General features: G+C 45.5%; 17 protein-coding genes. 8 read left to right on the top strand and 9 right to left on the bottom strand.

All coding sequences use genetic code 11. The features are described from left to right. Positions 1 to 10: 10 nt before the first annotated feature. Complete coding sequence (locus tag MU515_RS08030) at positions 11 to 625, bottom strand: LuxR/HapR/OpaR family quorum-sensing transcriptional regulator (protein WP_260259903.1); 615 nt, start codon at positions 623 to 625, stop codon at positions 11 to 13. A 369-nt stretch (positions 626 to 994) separates the two neighbouring features. On the opposite strand from MU515_RS08030, the gene hpt reads away from it, so the two are divergent. Then, positions 995 to 1525 (top strand): hypoxanthine phosphoribosyltransferase, encoded by a 531-nt coding sequence (gene hpt, locus MU515_RS08025; protein WP_260259901.1) that lies wholly within the window; start codon positions 995 to 997, stop codon positions 1523 to 1525. A 78-nt stretch (positions 1526 to 1603) separates the two neighbouring features. Here the strand turns inward: hpt and can are convergent, their stop codons facing one another. Continuing rightward, positions 1604 to 2272, bottom strand: a complete 669-nt coding sequence (gene can / locus MU515_RS08020) for a carbonate dehydratase (RefSeq protein ID WP_260259900.1) — start codon at positions 2270 to 2272, stop codon at positions 1604 to 1606. 244 nt (positions 2273 to 2516) lie between these two features. On the opposite strand from can, the gene MU515_RS08015 reads away from it, so the two are divergent. The 4 genes from MU515_RS08015 to lpxL all read left to right on the top strand — a co-directional run bounded on the left by MU515_RS08015 (position 2517) and on the right by lpxL (position 7110). Continuing rightward, on the top strand, positions 2517 to 4190 hold the full coding sequence (locus MU515_RS08015) for a SulP family inorganic anion transporter (RefSeq protein WP_260259899.1): 1674 nt from the start codon (positions 2517 to 2519) through the stop codon (positions 4188 to 4190). Positions 4191 to 4333: 143 nt separating this feature from the next. After that, positions 4334 to 5257, top strand: coding sequence for an ABC transporter ATP-binding protein (locus tag MU515_RS08010; RefSeq protein WP_260259898.1), 924 nt, complete (start codon positions 4334 to 4336; stop codon positions 5255 to 5257). Between the two features lies 1 nt (position 5258). Then, positions 5259 to 6029 (top strand): ABC transporter permease, encoded by a 771-nt coding sequence (locus MU515_RS08005; protein WP_260259897.1) that lies wholly within the window; start codon positions 5259 to 5261, stop codon positions 6027 to 6029. A gap of 148 nt (positions 6030 to 6177) precedes the next feature. Beyond that, the gene (gene lpxL, locus MU515_RS08000; protein WP_260259896.1) at positions 6178 to 7110 is read left to right on the top strand and encodes an LpxL/LpxP family Kdo(2)-lipid IV(A) lauroyl/palmitoleoyl acyltransferase; all 933 of its coding nucleotides are present in this window, start codon (positions 6178 to 6180) and stop codon (positions 7108 to 7110) included. Between the two features lie 76 nt (positions 7111 to 7186). Here lpxL and panC read toward each other — a convergent pair whose 3' ends face one another. From panC to sfsA, 7 genes are all read right to left on the bottom strand, one after another. Next, entirely contained in the window at positions 7187 to 8095 is a 909-nt protein-coding gene (panC, locus tag MU515_RS07995; protein ID WP_260259895.1) for a pantoate--beta-alanine ligase, read from the bottom strand. 11 nt (positions 8096 to 8106) lie between these two features. After that, positions 8107 to 8901: a 3-methyl-2-oxobutanoate hydroxymethyltransferase gene (gene panB, locus MU515_RS07990; RefSeq protein WP_260259894.1), complete on the bottom strand. Its 795-nt coding sequence runs from the start codon at positions 8899 to 8901 to the stop codon at positions 8107 to 8109. Between the two features lie 23 nt (positions 8902 to 8924). Then, positions 8925 to 9410 (bottom strand): 2-amino-4-hydroxy-6-hydroxymethyldihydropteridine diphosphokinase, encoded by a 486-nt coding sequence (gene folK / locus MU515_RS07985; protein WP_260259893.1) that lies wholly within the window; start codon positions 9408 to 9410, stop codon positions 8925 to 8927. After that, positions 9407 to 10774: a polynucleotide adenylyltransferase PcnB gene (gene pcnB / locus MU515_RS07980; protein ID WP_260259892.1), complete on the bottom strand. Its 1368-nt coding sequence runs from the start codon at positions 10772 to 10774 to the stop codon at positions 9407 to 9409. The genes folK and pcnB overlap by 4 nt, the downstream gene beginning before the upstream one ends. A gap of 87 nt (positions 10775 to 10861) precedes the next feature. Next, entirely contained in the window at positions 10862 to 11752 is an 891-nt protein-coding gene (gene gluQRS / locus MU515_RS07975; RefSeq protein WP_260259891.1) for a tRNA glutamyl-Q(34) synthetase GluQRS, read from the bottom strand. Positions 11753 to 11876: 124 nt separating this feature from the next. Then, positions 11877 to 12323 carry an RNA polymerase-binding protein DksA gene (dksA, locus tag MU515_RS07970; protein WP_260259890.1) on the bottom strand — a complete coding sequence of 149 codons (447 nt, stop codon included), beginning with the start codon at positions 12321 to 12323 and terminating at the stop codon, positions 11877 to 11879. Positions 12324 to 12456: 133 nt separating this feature from the next. Beyond that, complete coding sequence (gene sfsA, locus MU515_RS07965) at positions 12457 to 13179, bottom strand: DNA/RNA nuclease SfsA (protein WP_260259889.1); 723 nt, start codon at positions 13177 to 13179, stop codon at positions 12457 to 12459. A 28-nt stretch (positions 13180 to 13207) separates the two neighbouring features. Here sfsA and hrpB point away from each other — a divergent pair, with 28 nt between their 5' ends. Genes hrpB through MU515_RS07950 form a run of 3 tightly spaced genes read left to right on the top strand, consistent with a single transcriptional unit; the run spans position 13208 to position 20473 of the window. Next, complete coding sequence (gene hrpB / locus MU515_RS07960; RefSeq protein WP_260259888.1) at positions 13208 to 15736, top strand: ATP-dependent helicase HrpB; 2529 nt, start codon at positions 13208 to 13210, stop codon at positions 15734 to 15736. Positions 15737 to 15776: 40 nt separating this feature from the next. Next, a complete protein-coding gene (gene mrcB, locus MU515_RS07955; protein ID WP_260259887.1) occupies positions 15777 to 18137 on the top strand; it encodes a penicillin-binding protein 1B in 2361 nt (786 codons plus the stop codon). Between the two features lie 44 nt (positions 18138 to 18181). Beyond that, positions 18182 to 20473, top strand: coding sequence for a patatin-like phospholipase family protein (locus MU515_RS07950; RefSeq protein ID WP_432816137.1), 2292 nt, complete (start codon positions 18182 to 18184; stop codon positions 20471 to 20473). Positions 20474 to 20609 lie beyond the last annotated feature (136 nt).

Below are 20609 nucleotides of genomic sequence, written 5' to 3'. Positions count from 1 at the left end.
GCAAGTGGTATTACTCAGCTTGTTTGTAAATGCACAGCATATTTAAGTAGCTATCTGTTAGCTTAAGCAGCGCTTTCTCATCGTGAGTACGGTTAGCTTGTACAAACAGAGAGTAACAAATGCCGTGGAATAACGTCGCAAGATCCGCAGGATCATGTTGGTCACACACTTCACCACGTTCAATCGCTTTGATAAACATGTTCTGCACTAGCAATTGGTTGGTGCGGTTAGTTGTTACAAACAGTGGCCATACTTCATCACGTGTTGATGCGCTCCATTCAAACCAAACTTTTAGCCAGTGGCAGTCTTCAGCAATTAGGTTAACCATTGCTGAAGTCAGGTTTGATAGGTTTTCCTTGGCATGCAAGTCTAGGTCAATGTTATCTGATAGGAAGTTCGAGAACTGACGAACAACGTAGTTCAGTACATCATCGACTAAGTCTTCACGAGTTGGGAAGTAGTTGAATACTGTAGCAACAGAAACTTGCGCAATTTCAGCGATATCAGCGTGACCACCACGACCAATACCACGACGAGCGAACACCTCTAAAGAGATATCCATTAGTTGTTGCTTACGTTTTTTTGGGGAAAGACGCGTACGAGGTCTTTTTGCAATTGAGTCCATTTTTTTAATCCTTGCCAATTTGAGTTGATTACCCCTCATTGCTCTACACGTGCGCTTACTCTTCGGTTCGCTGCACACAATGGTGGGTCACTGGGCTTTGCCCTAGTTAGTATTTTATTAATTGCATATAGCACCAATGAGTGTAATGGTGCATATTTTGAAGGTCAATATTTTCAGTACAATTTATAATCACTTTTATTAGTAACCGTGCTTGATGTCATACTGTTTGAAGCTGTTTCATAGATTTCTTGCAGTGGTGAGGTTTATTCTGCTTCTTTGCTGGTGTTAAACTACGCGCTTGAAAACATCCGCCAGTATCTGATCTACGCTTTATGGGTTCGGTACTGAAATTGAATAAATGAGATTGGTATGAAACATACAGTAGAAGTAATGATTTCTGAGCAGGAAGTTAGCGAACGTGTTCAGGAACTGGGTAAGCAGATCACCGAGCACTACCAAGGTAGTGAAGATTTAGTCTTAGTGGGTCTATTACGTGGTTCATTTGTATTTATGGCGGACCTAGCGCGTGCGATTGAACTGATACACCAAGTCGATTTTATGACGGCATCTAGCTACGGCAACACCATGGAAAGCTCTCGTGATGTACGTATTCTAAAAGACTTAGATGACGACATTAAAGGTAAAGACGTACTGCTAGTGGAAGACATTATTGATACGGGTAACACGCTGAGCAAAGTGAAAGAGATTTTATCACTACGTGAACCTAAGTCGGTAGAGATTTGTACGCTTTTAGATAAGCCTTCACGTCGTGAAGTGGATGTGCCAGTGAAGTGGATTGGCTTTGAAATTCCAGACGAGTTTGTTGTCGGTGTTGGTATCGACTACGCACAAAAATACCGCCATCTACCATACATTGGTAAGGTTGTTCCTCAGGAATAATTCGGCCAAGTAAAAAAGATAAAGAAAACCCATCGCATACGATGGGTTTTTACTTTTAAGTGCGCTGATAAATTCTTATTAGCGACACAATAATTTGTAATCTGGGTTTAGAATCTTCTCGAGAGCGGTTTGGTAGCACTCTTCCACGGTCTCTTGAGAGTGAGAGCGAATACCCAAATACTCTAAGCGGCCATCATCAATGCCGTAAACCACGCCATGAATTTCCACTTCTTGATCGCGTTCCCATGCGTTTTGCATGATGGTTGAATTACCCAAGTTATATACTTGCTCAGCAACGTTAAGCTCACTTAATTTGTCCGCTTTTTCTTGCTCTGGCATTTGGTCTAAGTAGTTACGGTGCTTGAGGTAAATATCGCGAATGTGCAGTAGCCAGTTGTTGATTAACCCAAGTTTTGGGTTATCGATGGCAGCGTTGACACCACCACAGCCATAGTGACCACAAATGATGATGTGTTTAACCTTGAGAACATCTACTGCGTATTGCACAACAGATAAACAGTTAAGATCGGTATGAATTACCAGGTTGGCGACATTACGGTGAACGAACAGTTCGCCAGAAAAAAGGCCAGTGAGTCGTTCGGCTGGGACGCGGCTATCAGAGCAGCCAATCCAAAGAAAATCAGGCTTTTGTCCTTGTGCTAATTTAGCGAAGTATTCAGGTCGTTCCGATTTGATTTCTTCAGACCATTTAGAGTTATTATCAAATAGTTGTTTGATTTCTGGCATTGTGTTCACTATATCCCTAGTTTTTCTAGGCGATAATATACACAATGTTACAATTCCAATCTCGTTAAAATTACGCTTACCCATACTCATCTGACGTCTTCAAGCCAGAAAAACCATAAACTTAGCCTCATTTAATCATTGCAGTGATAAGACCTAGAAAATCTATCTAACTTAACACTTCTAAGTAACTCATAACATTTGTTACAGTGATGCCAGTTATCGGCATTGAACAGGGAGCGATAGTTTGTTCGGAGATCGTTTTAAAGACATCAATTTTAAGGGTGATTTATTTGGTGGTGTCACCACTGCGATTATTTCGTTGCCTTTAGCATTAGCCTTTGGTGTGGCCTCAGGTGCGGGCGCTGAAGCCGGCTTGTGGGGCGCAATCATGGTGGGCTTGTTTGCCGCTTTGTTTGGTGGCTCGTCGACTTTGATATCGGAGCCAACCGGCCCGATGACCGTAATCATGACTGCTGTGTTAACCAGTATGATGGCAAAGTACCCAGAAACGGGTATGGCAATGACCTTTACAGTGGTCATGATGGCGGGGGCGTTTCAGGTACTACTGGGTACATTAAAGCTCGGTAAATACGTCACTTTGATGCCTTATAGTGTGATATCCGGCTTTATGTCCGGTATCGGTGTGATATTGATTATCCTGCAACTATCACCTTTGCTTGGCCATGCAGCCCCGTCTGGTGGTGTGATGGGTACCTTGTCAGCTCTGCCTGATACCTTATCGAACATGAAGTTTAGCGAGCTGTTTTTAGGCTTGTTAACTCTTGGCATTTTATTTTTCTTCCCTGACAAATACCGTAAATATGTACCGGCCCAACTTGTGGCTTTGGTGGCGGTGACATTACTTTCGGTTATCTTCTTTGATACTGATGCTATTCGTCGTATCGGTGAAATCCCGGCGGGCTTACCGTCTTTAGTGATGCCGCATATCAACCCTGAAATGCTGACCACCATGGTTATTGATGCCTTGGTATTGGGTACGCTAGGTTGTATTGATACCTTATTGACCGCAGTGATTGGTGACTCATTAACACGTAAAGAGCATGACTCTGATAAAGAGCTGCGCGGCCAAGGCTTAGCCAATATGCTGTCTGGCTTATTTGGTGCACTGCCAGGCGCGGGTGCAACCATGGGGACAGTGACCAACATTCAAGTTGGAGCGCGTTCACCGCTCTCTGGCGTGATTCGTGCGCTTATGTTGGCCTTGGTTGTTCTTGTTGCTGGTGGCCTGACTGAACCGATTCCAATGGCGGTATTAGCGGGTATTGCTGTCTATGTTGGCTTTAACATTCTCGATTGGAGTTTCATCCAGCGCGCGCATAAGGTCAGTGTTCAGGGCATGGCTATCATGTATGGCGTAATGCTGTTGACCGTATTTGTCGACTTGATTGCAGCAGTTGGCCTAGGTGTTTTCATCTCCAACATTATCATTATTGAACGTTTGAGCCGCGAGCAAGCGCGCCAAGTAAAAGCCATCAGTGATGCGGATGAAGATGATGTGCCGCTAACTGACAGCGAACGAGGTTTGCTCGATAAAGCTAACGGCAAAGTGCTGTTCTTCTACTTGTCGGGCCCAATGATCTTCAGTGTCTCGAAAGCTATTTCCCGTCAGCACAGTAGTATTTCTGATTATGAGGCGATGATTCTCGATCTGACCGATGTGCCTATGATTGATGTTACGGTTGGCCTTGCGCTAGAAAACGCGATTAACGATGCGCTAGACGCGAACTGTGCGGTTTACTTGTTATGCCCGAATAAAACTATTTGGCAGCAACTAGAGAAGTTCCATATCTTGGATCTTGTGCCAGTAGAGAACACCTTCTCGTTCCGTTATGAAGCGCTGCGCGCGGCAATTAAACATGTTGATACGGATGAGCACGAGAATATTAGCGCCGCTTAGACTGCTATAATCACCTTTCTTAAACGCCAATGACTCTGCCATTGGCGTTTTTTATTTCTAATTTATTAGAAAGGTCTAATTGTATTCATCGTTATTCGACGATAAACTCAATGTTAATATCGAATGGTAAAAGCAAATAAGCTATGTATGCATTAGAAATTGAGCAATTGAGAAAAACCTACGCAGGCGGTTTTGAAGCGCTAAAAGGGGTGAGCCTTAACGTAGAAAAAGGTGACTTCTATGCGTTACTTGGCCCAAATGGTGCGGGTAAGTCGACCACCATTGGGGTGATTTCCTCATTGGTAAACAAAACCTCAGGTAAGGTAAAAGTCTTCGGTTTCGATATCGATACCGACCTTGAACTTGCTAAGCAAAACCTAGGTTTAGTGCCGCAAGAGTTTAACTTCAACCAGTTTGAAACCGTTGAACAAATCGTGCTGCAACAGGCGGGTTACTACGGCGTATCTAAACCTTTAGCGAAAGAACGTGCGCAAAAGTATCTAACTAAACTCGATCTATGGGAAAAACGTAGTGAACGTGCGCGTAACTTGTCGGGCGGTATGAAGCGCCGATTGATGATCGCGCGTGCACTAATGCACGAGCCGCAATTGCTGATTCTCGATGAGCCGACTGCAGGGGTAGATATTGAGCTGCGCCGTTCTATGTGGGATTTCTTAAAAGAGATTAATCAGCAGCAGGGCATTACCATAATCTTAACGACTCACTATCTGGAAGAAGCAGAAATGCTGTGTCGCAACATCGGCATCATTAACCGTGGTGAGTTGATTGAGAACACCAGTATGAAAGATTTACTGGCTAAATTGGATGTAGAAACCTTTATTTTAGATCTTGCTGGTGAAGGGGAAGTACCGCAACTGCAAGGGGTGATTTCGCAAACTTTGGTCAATGGTTCTCTAGAGATTGAGTTAGAGAAAACCCAAGGTTTAAACCATGTGTTTAGTCAATTGAGTGAGCAAGGCATTCAAGTGATGTCGATGCGAAATAAAGCGAACCGATTAGAAGAGCTGTTCGTAAGTATTGTGCAGAAACAGAGCCGAGGTGAATAGGATGTATAAACTGTACTGGACAGCTTTTTGTAGCTTATTGACCAAAGAGGTTAACCGTTTTACGCGTATTTGGGTGCAAACCTTAGTACCACCAGCGATTACTATGACGCTGTATTTCATCATTTTCGGTAGTTTGATCGGCTCACGCATTGGTGAGATGGGCGGTTTTAGCTACATGGAATACATCGTGCCGGGCTTGATCATGATGTCTGTGATCACGAACTCCTACTCGAATGTGGCTTCGTCGTTCTTTAGTGCTAAGTTTCAGCGCAATATCGAAGAGCTATTGGTCGCGCCTGTACCAAACTATGTGATCATCGCGGGCTTTGTGATGGGCGGGGTAGTGCGCGGTTTGTTAGTGGGTACGATTGTTACCTTCGTGTCGCTGCTATTTGTTGATCTGCAGGTTGAGCATTGGGGAGTGATCATTGCGACCGTGTTTATGACCTCAGTTGTGTTTGCCTTAGGCGGCCTAATTAACGCTGTGTATGCCAAGACGTTTGATGATATTTCGATTATCCCAACCTTTGTCTTAACCCCATTGACCTATTTAGGCGGTGTGTTTTATTCCATTAGCTTGTTACCTGAGTTTTGGCAGGGCGTTTCTAAGATCAACCCAATCGTGTATATGGTCAACGCGTTCCGCTACGGCTTCTTGGGTGTTTCGGATGTTGGTATTGTCACTGCATTCAGCGTGTTGAGCGTATTTGTCGTGGTTTTATACGCAATTGCTCATTACTTAGTGACAAAAGGTATTGGTTTAAGGTCATAACAGCCATATACGCCATATATTTGTAATCTTTTAAAGATTATTGCTTCAATGTCTCGTAAACTGACCTAGCCTTCATATTGGAATTTCTGCCCTGTTGGCCGACATTTCCAATATGAAGGCTCAAAGCGTCATTTTACGAGATATTTTTATGAACACAGTCCCTCGACCAAAGTTCACTTGGTCACTAATAACTCCTAAATATTGGCCGGTTTGGCTGGGTTTCGGCTTGTTAGCACTGATCGTTAACATACTGCCATTTCGTCTTATTCAACTGCTTGGTGCGCTGTTAGGTCGCCTAGTTAAAGTAGTGGGTAAGAAGCGTTGCAAAATTGCCAAGCGTAACCTTGAGCTCAGTTTTCCTGAAATGTCACAACAAGAGCGTGATGACATTTTTGAAAAGAACATGACCAATACCGGTATGGCATTGTTAGAAACCGGCATGGCTTGGTTTTGGCCAAAATGGCGTCTGAAAGCGCTGAGCAATATCGTCAATAAAGAAGCATTGCTAGAGCAGGTTGAGAGCAACCGTGGCGTACTGGTTGTATGTAGCCACCACTTAAATCTTGAACTTACGGCAATGTTCTTTAGTCAATTTACGAAAGGCTACGGCGTGTATCGTGCGCACACCAACCCTGCTTACGAGTTTATTCAGCATCGTGGTAGAACACGCAGCGGCCATAAGATGGTGGATCGTAAAGATGTAAAAGCCATGCTTAAATTGCTAAGGCAAGGCCATCGCTTATGGTATCTACCTGATCACGATTACGGTCGTCGTTCAGCGGTTTATGTACCATTTTTTGGAGTTGAAGAAGCGTGTACTACTACAGGTAGTAGCATGCTGATTGATGCGTCTAAGTGTGCAGTTATCTCTGGTGTGAGTGTACGCAAAGATAACCAATACACGCTTTATGTTGGCGATGACATCAGTGGTCAAATAGAGCGCCGCAACCCTGAGCAAGCAGCGAGAGTGATCAATGGTGAGCTTGAACGTATGATTCGCCGCGATATCTCGGCTTGGATGTGGCTACACCGCCGCTTTAAAAATCAGCCGGATGAACATGCGCCGAGCTTATACAAATAGTATTTGAGAATCACAGACAAACAAAAAGGGTTGGCCAATGCCAACCCTTTTTAGTGTCTATGAAGAAACGTTGTGATTATTCTGAGTCTTCCGCTGCGGTTTCAGTCGCTTCTGTTGGTTCTTCTTTCGTTTCTGTCACCATATCAAGCGTTTGATTATCGATAAGACGCGCTTTACCTAAGAAAGCTGACATCAAGATAACCGCTTGAGTCGTTTCTGCTGTGATGGTTTGCAATGTGCGCGCATCACGAATGAAGATTTCATCTGGCTGTAGACCTGCTGCGCGTAATTGATCGCTCGCATCTTCAATAACAGATGCGTAATCATCACGGCCACCACGAACAGCACTGCTGATCCAACGCATAGTGCGAGCTAAAACGGGAGCGCGTTGGCGTTCATCTAACGTCAGTAGACCATTACGAGAGCTCATTGCTAGGCCATCCATTTCACGTACGGTTGGTACGCCAATGATTTCGATGTCCATTGCCAAGTCTTCCACCATCTTGCGAATGATCGCCAGTTGCTGGAAGTCTTTCTCGCCAAAGCAAGCGAAGTCAGGTTGTACGATGTTAAACAGCTTGGTCACTATGGTCGATACACCACGGAAGTGACCTGGGCGTGAAGCGCCCTCAAGCATCGTCGATAGACCCGGTACATCAACAGCAGTTTGCTTATCTAAACCTTCTGGGTAGATAGTTTCAGGTGTCGGTGTGAAGACTAACTCGACACCTTCGCCATTTAGCTTGCTTAAGTCGTCTTCTAATGTACGAGGGTAGTTGTTTAGATCGTCAGCACGGTCAAACTGCATCGGGTTAACGAAAATACTTACTACGACCACGTCTGCGTGTTCGCGCGCTTTACGTACTAGCGTTAAGTGACCTTCGTGCAGGTTACCCATGGTTGGGACAAAAGCGATTTTGCGATCGTCACGCTTATACTGTTTGATCTGCTCGCGCAGAGCCGAAATGTCAGCAAAAGTTTGCATGATGATATCCTCTAAGCAATGGTGTGCGCTTCATCAGGGAAGGCACCGCTTTCCACGTCTTGAATATATTTTGCTACAGCTTTACGCATGTCGCCGGTTTCAGCAAGGAAGTTTTTCGAGAATTTTGGCATGTAGTTCGCCGAAATTCCGAACATGTCGTGCATCACCAAAATTTGGCCGTCCGTTACATTACCTGTCCCAATTCCGATAACAGGTACATCTAGAACTTCAGTAATACGAGCTGCAAGCTCTGCTGGTACACATTCAAGTAATACGATTTGTGCGCCCGCTTCTTGTAATGCTAGTGCATCACGAACCATACGGTCTGCTTTCTCTTGATCTCGGCCTTGAACTTTAAAGCCGCCAAAGATGTTGACTGATTGTGGCGTCAAGCCAAGGTGTGCACATACTGGTACCGCACGTTCAGTCAGCATTTTTACCGTATCTACAAGCCAATCACCGCCTTCAATTTTTACCATGTTAGCGCCAGCTTGCATTAGCTTGCCTGCGCTCTCACACGCTTGCTCAGGCGTTGCGTAGCTCATGAATGGCATATCAGCCATAAGTAAGCAATTCGGGCTACCAGCGCGTACACAGCGCGTGTGGTAAGCAATATCATCTACTGTTACAGGTAAAGTGCTGGTTTCACCCTGTAAAACCATACCTAGCGAATCACCCACAAGAAGTACAGGCATACCTTGATCTTCGAATAGTTGGGCAAAACTTGCATCGTATGCAGTAGAAGTAGCGAATTTACGACCTTCTTGTTTCCACTTCATCAGGTCGTTGATTGAAATTTTTTTCATTGAATTTCCTTACTAGGAGCTGGCTAAGATAGCCAAATACGGAGCCCATTACGATCTACTTGTGTAAGTAGTTGTTGCAGCTCAGTCCCGTCAGGGAGTTGTAAATTAGGTGCGATTTCAGCAAGCGGGTAGAGAACAAACTCTCTCTCTCTCATTCCATAGTGTGGAATGGTCAACCGCTCGGAATCCATCACCTCATTGCCGTAAAGAATGATATCGAGATCTAAGGTTCTTGGGCCCCAGCGTTCATCTTTACGGACACGACCTTGCTCTAGCTCAATCGCTTGTGTGCAATCGAGAAGTTCAAGTGGCGTTAATTCGGTTTTTATTGCCGCAACTGCATTGATGTAGTCCGGCTGATTTTGTGGCCCCATCGGCGTGCTGCTGTAGAGCTGTGATGCAGCTAAAAACTCACTACGAGGTAAGGTTTTTAGTGCTTCAATTGCATCATTTGCCTGACTAACAGGATCGGCAAGATTACTGCCTATCGCAATATAGGCGGTAATCATGATTCAGCTCGGCTTTTCTTATTGCTGCTGCGCTTGTTTTTACGACGACGGTAGTTACTTGGTTTTTGGTTTCCGCCATCCATATCTGCAACCATCGCTTGGCGCATATTACGCCCTGCGTTTTGGAATGTGTTCCACCACTTCGCGAGTTGCTCAGTGTCACCACCTTCGATTTCGCCACGCATCTCTAGGAAGTCGTAGCCCGCTCGGAACTTGTTTAGCTCCATTAAGCGGAACGCGCGTTTGCCGTTACGACGAGGTAAGCGGAGTTGCAGTTGCCAGATTTCACGGATTGTTGCCGTGTGACGACGAGGAATCGCGATACTACGTACTTGGTCGTCCAAGATGTAGTTACTTGCTTCCATAACTGCGTCGTAGTGGCAAAGGTTGCGGGTCTCCATTAGCTGCTCAGCTTTCGCAAGTAGCGGGTACCACAACATCGCAGCGAACATAAACGCAGGATTGATGCGTTTACCTTCTTCTACTCGTAGATCGGTTGAATCAAGCACCAAATCTAGCATCTGCTCAGTCTTTGAATCGTATTCTTCGGTAAAGAACTCGGCCACAGCAGGGAACATCTGTTGGAACAGATTGTACTCACGCATCAGGTGGTAGGTTTCTAGGCCATGACCTGATTGCAGCATTTTCAGTGATTCTTCATACAGGCGCGCAGCAGGAATATCTTGCAATAAATGGGCAAGCTCTTCGATTGGCGCTGCGGTGTCTTCTTCGATATCAAAATCAAGCTTCACGGCAAAGCGCACTGCGCGCAGCATGCGAACAGGGTCTTCACGGTAGCGCGTTTCAGGATCACCAAGCAGACGAACTAATTTATCTTCAAGATCTTCCATACCACCGGCGTAATCGTGAATCGAGTAGTCGCCGATGTTGTAATACATCGCATTGATGGTGAAGTCGCGGCGCTCAGCATCTTCGTCGACAGTGCCATACACGTTGTCGCGCAGTAGCATGCCTTCTTTTGACTGCTGAGAGACATTTTTACTTGGTTCTTGATGGTGACCACGGAAAGTCGCGACTTCAATAATATCGCGGCCAAACATGATGTGTGCCAAACGGAAACGGCGGCCAATTAGGCGGCAGTTTTTAAATAGCTGGCGAATCTGCTCTGGTGTTGCATTGGTGGCAATATCAAAGTCTTTTGGCGCTTGACCAAGCAATAGGTCACGCACGCCACCGCCAACAAGGTACGCATCAAAACCAGCACCATGAAGTCGGTATAGCACCTTCAGTGCATTGTCACTGATCTGTTTGCGCGAAATATTGTGCTCTTGGCGAGTAATAATATTTAGAGCGAGCTCGGTGATATTCACGTTCTCGCTGGGTGTATAGTCGTTTTTATTCATGTGCTTCTAGCAAAATCAGGTTTTAAAATCCCGCTTTGCTTCCATTAAATTCTAACGCTCAGAGGCGAATTTGCGGCTAATAATAGCCTAACAAGGCCGATTTGAGAATCTTGGTGTGATCTCGGTTGAATTAGGTAACTGCTTTATCTGCCAATTACTCACTCCCCAAGCGATGATTTCCGCTAATGAGGCTTGGCAAATATCACTGCTCATTTCAAAGCCAAGAAAGCGCATGGCCTCAATTAAAGCAGGCTTAGGGTTGTTGTTATCAATCGCAGGAGCATGATTTTGCTTGGATAGCTTATTGCCATGCTCATCTAATGCAAGTGGCAAATGTAAGTAGCTAACTGGTTGATGGCCAAGCATTTGGTACAAACTAATTTGTCGACCAGTTGGCTCAATCAGATCTGCGCCGCGCACTACTTCAGTCACGTCTTGATCAATATCGTCTAATACTACCGCAAGGTTATACGCAAATAAGCCATCGCGGCGTTTTATAATAAAATCTTCATCTGCCAACGCTTTCGGAATCGCCAGTTGACCATGCTTCTGATCATCAAAGTGATACACAGGATGAGTCATCTTTAGGCGAATCGCGTAGGGTTCGTTACCTGCAAGCTTCTCATTTCGGCATGTGCCAAGGTAAAACCCGCCAGACGCTTTAATCGCTTTACGGGTGCATTGGCAGTAATAAGCTTGGCCTTGTTGTAACCATTGTTCTATTTGCTGTTGATATAACCCGTGACGTTGGCTTTGGTAGACCACTTCGCCATCCCAATGTAATTGGTACGCTTCTAGTGTGTTTAAAATCAGCTCTGACGCGCCCGCCATTTCTCGCGGTGGATCGAGGTCTTCAATACGGACTAGCCATTGGCCTTGTTGAGATTTAGCTTGGAAGTAGCTACCTAAGGCGGCGACAAGCGAGCCAAAATGCAGTGGGCCAGAAGGTGATGGGGCAAAGCGACCAATGTAACTCATAGTGAATGTGGGTTAAGTAGGTTGATGGGCTATTATAACGAAAAACAGAGTTTCGCCAGAAAGCTAAATCATAAAATTAAAAAAGGGAGCAATATGCTCCCTTTTCTCGATTTGCAGGTTGTGATTAACCTTGCATCTGTCTTTCTTTGATCTCTGCAAGAGTTTTACAGTCGATACAAAGGTCAGCGGTTGGACGCGCTTCTAGACGACGAATGCCGATTTCAACACCACAAGATTCGCAGAAGCCGAAATCGTCTTCTTCGATTTTAGTTAGTGTCTTCTCAATCTTTTTGATCAAGCGACGCTCGCGGTCACGGTTACGCAACTCTAAGCTAAATTCTTCTTCTTGCGAAGCACGGTCAACGGGATCTGGAAAGTTAGCTGCTTCGTCCTGCATATGGTGGACAGTACGCTCTACTTCTTCCCTGAGCTGGTCGCGCCAAGCGGTTAAAATCTTTTTGAAATGTTCCAACATTTCAGGTGACATGTACTCTTCACCTGCTTTCTGTTGATACGGTTCAACACCTGCAATGGCTAGGATGCCTAGCGCTTTTTTCTTCGATTCTGGCATGCAGCATCTCCTACTAACACCTAGTCAACTGCTTGAGCAGTTAATTTTAAGGCGGGTATCTATAGCAAAAAGAACTTTAGGAGGCAAATACTGTTGAGTAAAGTTATTGTCAATGTGAAGACGGCATCATTTTTTAACTTTGATAACAAAAATCAACAGCCTTTACGAGTTTCATCTCACATTGGGAAAGTTCTGCCTTGTAGCACAGGACTTCCACTCCTTGTTCAATCGCGGTTTTCAGTAATTGTGAATATTTGGCGTCTATATGGTGCGCTGGAGAAACTTTTTCAATACCCGAATGCAAAACAATGAATAAAAGTACCGCTCTGTTTCCATTTTTAGCCATTTCTGCCAATTCACGTAGGTGTTTTTGTCCTCGAGTGGTCACTGTGTCAGGAAAGTAGCCTTGGCCTTGCTGCGCTTGCTCATCTAGCAAGGTGACGCTCTTTACTTCTATATAGCATGTTGGCTTTGATTCATCGCTGAGCAAGATATCAATTCGACTATTTTCTTGGCCATATTTCACTTCAGTTCGCAGTTGAGCATAGTCTTGTAATTCAGAAATTACACCTTGCTCGATACCTTCGACCGCTAAGTGGTTGGCCCGTGCGGTGTTAATACATATACGATGCCCAGCTTGTGTTTCGGTCAACTCCCAGCTGTTGGGGTATTTACGCTTGAGGTTATCGGAAGTGGAAAACCACACCGTATCTCCCTCTATGGCGCAACCTGTCATGGCGCCAGTGTTAGCACAGTGAATGGTGCGTTCGCTGCCATCAGACAAGGTAATATCGGCAAGAAAGCGTTTATAGCGTTTAATAAGCGTAGCGGGTTGTAGCTCTGGTTCGAACTTCATTTTGGTCTGACTAAGATTCTTCTATACAATGTGGCCATCATTACATCACAAGGCCTTTCCTTTGTCACAACTGCCCATTCAAGCTGTGTTACCTGAGCTGTTGTCAGGTGTTCGCTCTCATAACCAACTGATTGTTAAAGCGGCGCCCGGAGCCGGTAAATCGACATATTTCCCGTTGCAACTGCTGTTAGAAAAAGTCGTCACGGGCAAAATAATTATGCTTGAGCCGCGCCGCTTGGCCGCGAGAAACATTGCTCGTTATTTGGCGCAGCAGTTGGGTGAAGACGTCGGGCAGCGCGTGGGTTACCGCGTACGTGGCGAAAATAAGGTCAGCGCCAATACTCAATTAGAGATTGTCACTGAAGGGGTCATGACCAGAATGATCCAGACCGATCCGGAGCTTTCTGGTGTCGATATGATCATTTTCGATGAGTTTCATGAGCGCAGCATACATGCTGATACTGCTTTGGCGCTGAGTTTGGAGATTCAAGAAGCGCTGCGTGACGATCTTAAACTCATCGTGATGTCAGCCACTTTAGATCAGCATGCTTTACTGAGCTTGATGCCAGAAGCGAACTATGTCGAATCTGAAGGGCGCGCCTTTGCGGTAGAGAAACGTTATCTACCACTTAAACCTAATGATTTTTTTGTCGATGTAATGGCAAGACAAATTACCTCACTTATGAACCAAGAATCTGGTTCGTTACTCGCTTTTCTACCCGGTGTTGGCAGTATTAATCAAGTGCAAGACAGGCTAACTCAACTGGCAAGCGATGTAGATATTTGCCCTTTGCATGGTCAGTTAGATTTTAAGCAGCAACAACAAGCCATTCAGCCCGCTCAGCAAGGCCGTCGTAAAGTGGTATTGGCGACCAATATTGCGGAAACGTCGTTGACCATTGAAGGCATTCGTATTGTGGTCGACTCAGGCCTAGAGCGAGTTGCGAAGTTCGATTTAAAAACAGGTGTCACCAAGTTAGAACAGGTGCGTATTGCGCAATCTTCAGCGGAGCAGCGCGCGGGTCGTGCTGGGCGTATTGAAGAGGGCATCTGCGTACGCTTATACAGTGAAAGCCAATTAAACCAACAACCTATGGTGCCGAGTGCGGAGATTAATCATTCTGATTTGTCTGGCCTTGCTATGGAACTAGCGCAGTGGGGCTGTGTGAATCCAGCGGATCTGTGTTGGTTAGATGTGCCGCCAGCGCAGGGTTTAAATCAAGCAAGGCAGCTTTTGCAGCGCCTTGGTTTGATGGATGACAATCATCAGCTCACTCAGTTAGGCCAACAAGCGCAGCAATTGGGTGGGGAGCCTCGTTCTGTTGCGATGCTGATGCACGCTAAGCAGCATTCTGGTTGGTTAGATACAGCCATTATTGTTGCCGCTTTAATTGAAGAGCCTGAGCGCAATGTGTCTGATTTGCTGCACAGTGTGCATCGTTTTAAACAAGGTAAGCACAGTAAACAGAGCGTTGTAAATCGCCGTGCTCAAGCATTAGGACAGAAGCTTGATTCACCGTTTAAAGCCAACAAGGTTAATGAATCGCTAGTAGGTTTAGTGCTGGCTTTGGCTTATCCAGATCGGTTGGCACAGAGTCGTTCCGTTCTTCATGGTAGCGTGCAGCAAGGCAGCTCCCAACAAGGTAAGTTCATCTTAGCTAATGGTCATGGTGTTGAAGCAAGGCAAGATGACCCTATGGCCGACCAAGATTACTTGATTGCGATTGATTTAATGCGTGGCCGTTCTGATTCATCCTTACTTAATTTGGCAGTCTCGCTTGATATTGCTGATTTGCAAACTGAGTTGCCGGAGCTGTTCACCGAGCAAGAGGTGGCTGACTGGGATGAACATAAAGGCCGTTTAGTCGCGGAGCAGCGCACGCTTTGGGGACGTTTGATTGTTGAGCGTAAAGCTTTGCCGAATCCACCAGCTGAAAAGATGACAGAGGCGCTGATCAACTATGTTCGTCGTAAAGGTTTGAGCTGTTTGAACTGGACGGAAAGCGCCAATGAGCTGCTGACTCGTATTCGTTGTGCGAGTGAATGGTTGCCAGAACAAGCATGGCCAAACATGCAAGAGCAAGCGTTAGTGGATGATTTAGAAGATTGGCTAGCACCGTATTTGGTTGGGGTTAGTTCGGTTAAATCTCTCAATAAAGTCAATCTGACAGAAGCATTGAATGCTTATCTCGGCTGGCCGCTGAGCCAAGAAATAGACCAATGGCTACCTACCCATTATCAAGTGCAGACGGGCAGCAACAAGAGAATTCGTTATCAAGTAGGGCAATCGCCAGTGCTTTCTGTACGCATGCAGGAGATGTTTGGGGAGAAAACTTCGCCAACTGTCGCACAAGGCAGCCAGACAGTAGTGGTAGAGTTGTTGTCGCCAGCACAAAGGCCACTGCAGCTGACCAGTGACCTTGCAAGTTTTTGGTCAGGAGCTTATGTGGAAGTTAAAAAAGAGATGAAAGGTCGTTATCCTAAGCACGTCTGGCCTGATGATCCTGCTAATCACGAAGCGACCAGTAAAACGAAACGTCAGTTTAATAAAAGCTAATCAGCCAGATAACGAACTAAATTAGATAATAAGACAAGTAATGACTAAGAAAACGACCAAAACCACACGTAAGACGCCAGCGAAAAAAACGACTAAGCGCCCTCGTGCTAAATCGACCAAAAAAAGCAGTACGGGCAAACAATCGTCGTGGCTGAAAAAATTGTGGAGCATTAGCTGGAAGCTCGCTTTGGCCGGTTTTGCGGTGCTGTTATTCGTCGGTATTTATCTCGATAATATCGTTAAGCAGAAATTTGAAGGGCAGCTTTTTGAGCTGCCAACTGTGGTCTATGCGCGCATTTTAACGCTCTCTCCAGGTGATAACATCAGTATCAAAGAAGTGCGTAATGAGCTGGATGTGCTCAACTATCGCAAAGTTCGCCAGCCTAAGTACCCTGGGGAATATTCGTCTTCTTCAACCAAAATTGAGCTAATTCGGCGCCCGTTTGAGTTTACTGATGGCCCAGAGCCTGACCGTCATGTGATGCTGCATTTCAGTGACACAGGGCTACAGCGTATTCAATCGCTAGAGACGAAGAAAGACTTTGGTTACTTGCGTATCGAGCCAAAAATGCTCGGCATGTTAGAGAAAAACAAAGATCAGCAGCGGCTATTCTTGCGCCGTGAAGAGTTCCCTGAGGTGATGGTCGATGCTCTGTTGGTGACTGAAGATCGTGACTTTTATCAGCATGAAGGGGTATCACCATTGGCCATTGCTCGCGCCATGGTGGTTAACCTTAAAGCGGGGCGCACTGTTCAAGGTGGCAGTACCTTAACTCAGCAGCTAGCGAAGAACCTCTTTCTGAACAGTGATCGAACTTTATGGCGTAAAGTTCGAGAGGCCTACATCGCGCTTATTTTGGATTACCGTTACGACAAAGATCGAATCTTAGAAGCGTATTTAAACGAAGTTTATTTAGGTCAAAGCCGCGGTGAAGCGATTCATGGTTTTGGTTTAGCGGCGCGCCTTTACTTTGGTCAGCCAATTCAAGAGCTGCGCATTGATCAGCTTGCGCTCTTAGTGGGTATGGTGAAAGGCCCATCCTATTACAATCCAGTTCGTTATCCAGAGCGCGCACAGAAACGTCGTGATCTCGTACTGCGTTTGATGATGCAGCAAGGTCTACTGACCTCCAGTGAATTTGATCAAGCGGCCAGTCGTCCACTCGATATTCAAAAGAACCCGCAAATTGCTAGCCGCCAGCCTGCCTATTTCCAACAGGTGAAAATCGAGCTCAAGCAGAAAGTTGGTGATGCTTATGAGTCGGGCAAAGGGCTACGTGTGTTTACCTCGCTCGATCCGGTTTCACAAGATCAGCTTGAAAAGGCAATAGAGAAAAAGATCCCGCAGTTGGCAAAAGTTGCGGGTAACTCATTAGAAGGTGCAGCCATTGCCGTTGATCGCCACAGTGGGGAAATTCGCGCCATGGTTGGGGGAAAACGCACAGGCTATGACGGATTTAACCGCGCGTTGAATGCCAGTCGTCAAATTGGTTCTTTGGCTAAGCCTGCGGTGTATCTAACTGCACTTCAGCAGCCAGAGCGTTATAACTTAGCCACGACGTTAAATGATAAACCGATTAGCCTTAAGGGCTCGAAAGGCAACGTATGGTCGCCGCGCAACTACGATCGTAAGTTCCGTGGTGATGTACCGCTCTATATTGCATTGGCGAAATCTCTCAATGTTCCAACGGTTCAACTAGGGATGCAGCTGGGTATCGATAATGTCGTTGATACCTTAGAAAAGCTGGGCGTGGATCGAAATGAGGTTCGTCCAGTGCCATCGATGTTCCTTGGTTCATTTACCCTGACACCATTTGAAGTGGCTCAGATGTATCAAACGCTGACCAATTCAGGTAAACAAGCCAAACTTTCTGCACTGCGTTCAGTGGTCGATATGGAAGGGGAGATATTGTTCCAATCTTTGCCAACGGCAAAACAAACGGTAGACCAGCGAGCGGCATGGTTAACCACGTATGCCATGAAACGCGGTGTTGCAGAAGGTACGGGCCGTTACTTGAACAGTCAATTTGCTTGGGCAGCTTTGGCGGGTAAAACCGGCACCAGTAACGATACTCGCGACAGTTGGTTTGTTGGTATTGATGGTCGAGAGGTGACGACAATTTGGCTTGGTCGCGATGATAATAAATCCACTAAATTGACCGGATCAAGCGGCGCTTTGCGAGTGTATGCCGAATATTTGCAGCATCGAATCCCGACTCAACTAAGCTTACCTTGGCCAAAAGGCATCAGCACTTTAGGGTTTGAAAAAACTGAAAAAGGTGACTTACAGCTTGATTGTAGTAACAATTTTAAGCTGCCAGTTTGGGATGAAAATGGTAAGTTGCAGCAAGAGTGTGAAAAGCAACCTGCTCAATGGCTTAAAAATATATTCAGTTGGTAGCTATCCCAAACCGTTCAAGAGTAATCGATAAAGGAATTTTCGTCGTGAAGAAGCTTTGCCATGTGTTAATGGTAGTTTTAGTGGCATTACCGAGTTTAGCCCGAGCAGAAGCCATCGCTGAAACGCAAGCCGAGCGCCCAAAAGTTGCGGTTGTATTAGCTGGTGGTGGCGCTAAAGGTGCCGCGCATATTGGTGTTCTAAAAGCGCTTGAAGAGATGCGCATTCCAGTCGATTACATCACCGGTACCAGTATGGGAGCCTATGTTGGTGGTTTGTATGCCACAGGCATGAGCGCCGATGAAATTGAAAGCTTTATTACTACGGTCGATTGGAACCACGGCTACCGCGATCGCGTAGATCGCAGCCAGCGTCGTGTGCGTGATAAAGAGTATGAAGACCGCTACCAATTGACCACTGACCTTGGCCTAGGTTGGGGTGAAATCAAAGCTGCTCGCGGGGTTGTGCAAGGGCAGAATATGCTGAAAATCTTGCGCGAAACTTCAGGAAACCTACCGGCATTCAGTTCATTTGATCATTTAGCGATCCCTTATCGCTCAGTGGCGACAGACATTGTAAACCTTAAGCCTGTGATCATCGGTGATGGTTTCTTAGTTGATGCCATGATGGCCAGTATGTCAGTACCGGGGGCATTGCCTCCTTATCAACTTAACGATCAATTGCTGGTGGACGGTGGTGTCACCAATAACATGCCGGTCGATGTAGCGCGTGATCTTGGCGCAGATATTGTTATCGCGGTTGATATTAGTACTGACTATAAAACCGAAGAAGACTTTACTGACCTATTTACCGTGGCCGATCAGCTGTCTAATTATCTAGTGCGCCGCAGCACTGCTAAGCAAGCAGAAACCCTAGCGGAAGGCGATATTTTACTGCGCCCAGAAGTGGGAGAAATGGAAACCACAGAGTTTGATCGTATGCCTGAGGCCTATCAAACCGGTTATCAAGTGGCGCTAAAGGCGCAAGAGCAGCTGGCAGTTTTATCGGTATCCAACGCGGAATATCAACAATACATCGATCGCAAGCAACAAGCGCGTAAGCAGCTACGTTATGGTGATGAAATTGTGGTAAGCGATGTCGTGATCAATAACAACACTCACTACACCGATGATTTACTTGATAATCGCTTAAACTTAGAAGCAAACCAAACGCTCAGCACCGCTGAAATTGAACGCAGCGTACAAGATCTTTATGCCTTAGACCGTTTTGAATTGATCACTTACCAATACGAACAGCGCGATGACGAAGACGTATTGGTTGTTGATGTGAATGAAAAAGCGTGGGGACCAAACTACGTTAACTTTCGTTTCTTCCTCGAAGATGACTTTAGTACCGACAGCCAATATTCCATCGGGGTGTCCACTAACTTTACCGATTTAAACTCGCACGGTGCCGAGCTAAGAACTAACGTTGAAATGGGAACTGACAAAGCATTCGAAGCTGAGTTGTTTAGCCCATTTTTCTCTAGCCAAAAGGCATTCACTACCTTTGGCACTAGCTACAGTAAACGTAAAAGGAATGCGCCTGTCAGTGGCTTTGAAGATACAACTTTAGAAGCAACGCAGGACTTTCTACCTGTGACATATACTGAATGGGTTGTAGAAGCCGCATTGGGTTACCAGCAAACCTTATGGCGAGAGTTTAAAATTGGTGGCCGCTACACTGATGGTGATGGTGGTTTCTCTTCTTTGCCTTCATTAGGCGATGCGGCCTTTAAAAGGTTAGGCGTATTTGCAAACTACCGTATTGATACACTCGATAGCTTTGGTTTGCCAACTCGCGGCATCTATTTGGATTTGGATTATCTAATCTCACGTGATGAGATTACTGGCGATTCGTTACTTGTTGAAGGTAGTGAAGAAGAAGATACTGTTTATGAATTCGGAGCGACCTTTATTGGTGCGTACAGTGTTGATCGCCATACTTTGGTCGCAACAGTCGATACAGGCTTCATGGAAAGCAAAAAATCGAGTTTGCCGATTGATCCCAAAGAGATTGGTGGCTTCCTGAATTTATCCGGTATTCCGAGAAATAGCTTAGTTGGACAAAACAAAGCGTTTGGTAGCCTAGTTTACCGCTACCGTTGGTTTGACAATGATTTCGGCTTGTTTACCTCGCCGTTTTATATCGGAGCCTCACTTGAATATGGTGGCGTTTGGTCAGATCCAGACATCAAACTAGATGACGCGCCTTTGTATGTTGGTGGCTCGTTATTTGCGGGTATTGATTCGCCGCTTGGGCCTATTATGTTGGCTTATGGTCGTACCGAGAATGATTTTGATTCAATTTATTTGATCGTAGGGACAACGTTCAAATAATTGAAATAAATAGACAAATTGCCTTTTTGGTAGTTTATTTGTTAGGCATGTTAGTTTTTGAATACATAGGACTTTAGTCTTAAGTTGCTATGTTGGTCAAAATGATGAGATTTTAATTTATCGTTAAATTTGCTAT

Origin of the sequence: Vibrio intestinalis (genome assembly GCF_025195085.2) — a bacterium.
GTDB classification, from domain to species: Bacteria; Pseudomonadota; Gammaproteobacteria; order Enterobacterales; family Vibrionaceae; genus Vibrio; species Vibrio intestinalis.
Note: the sequence above shows the minus strand (reverse complement) of the source record. Positions and strands in the feature narration are given on the sequence as shown.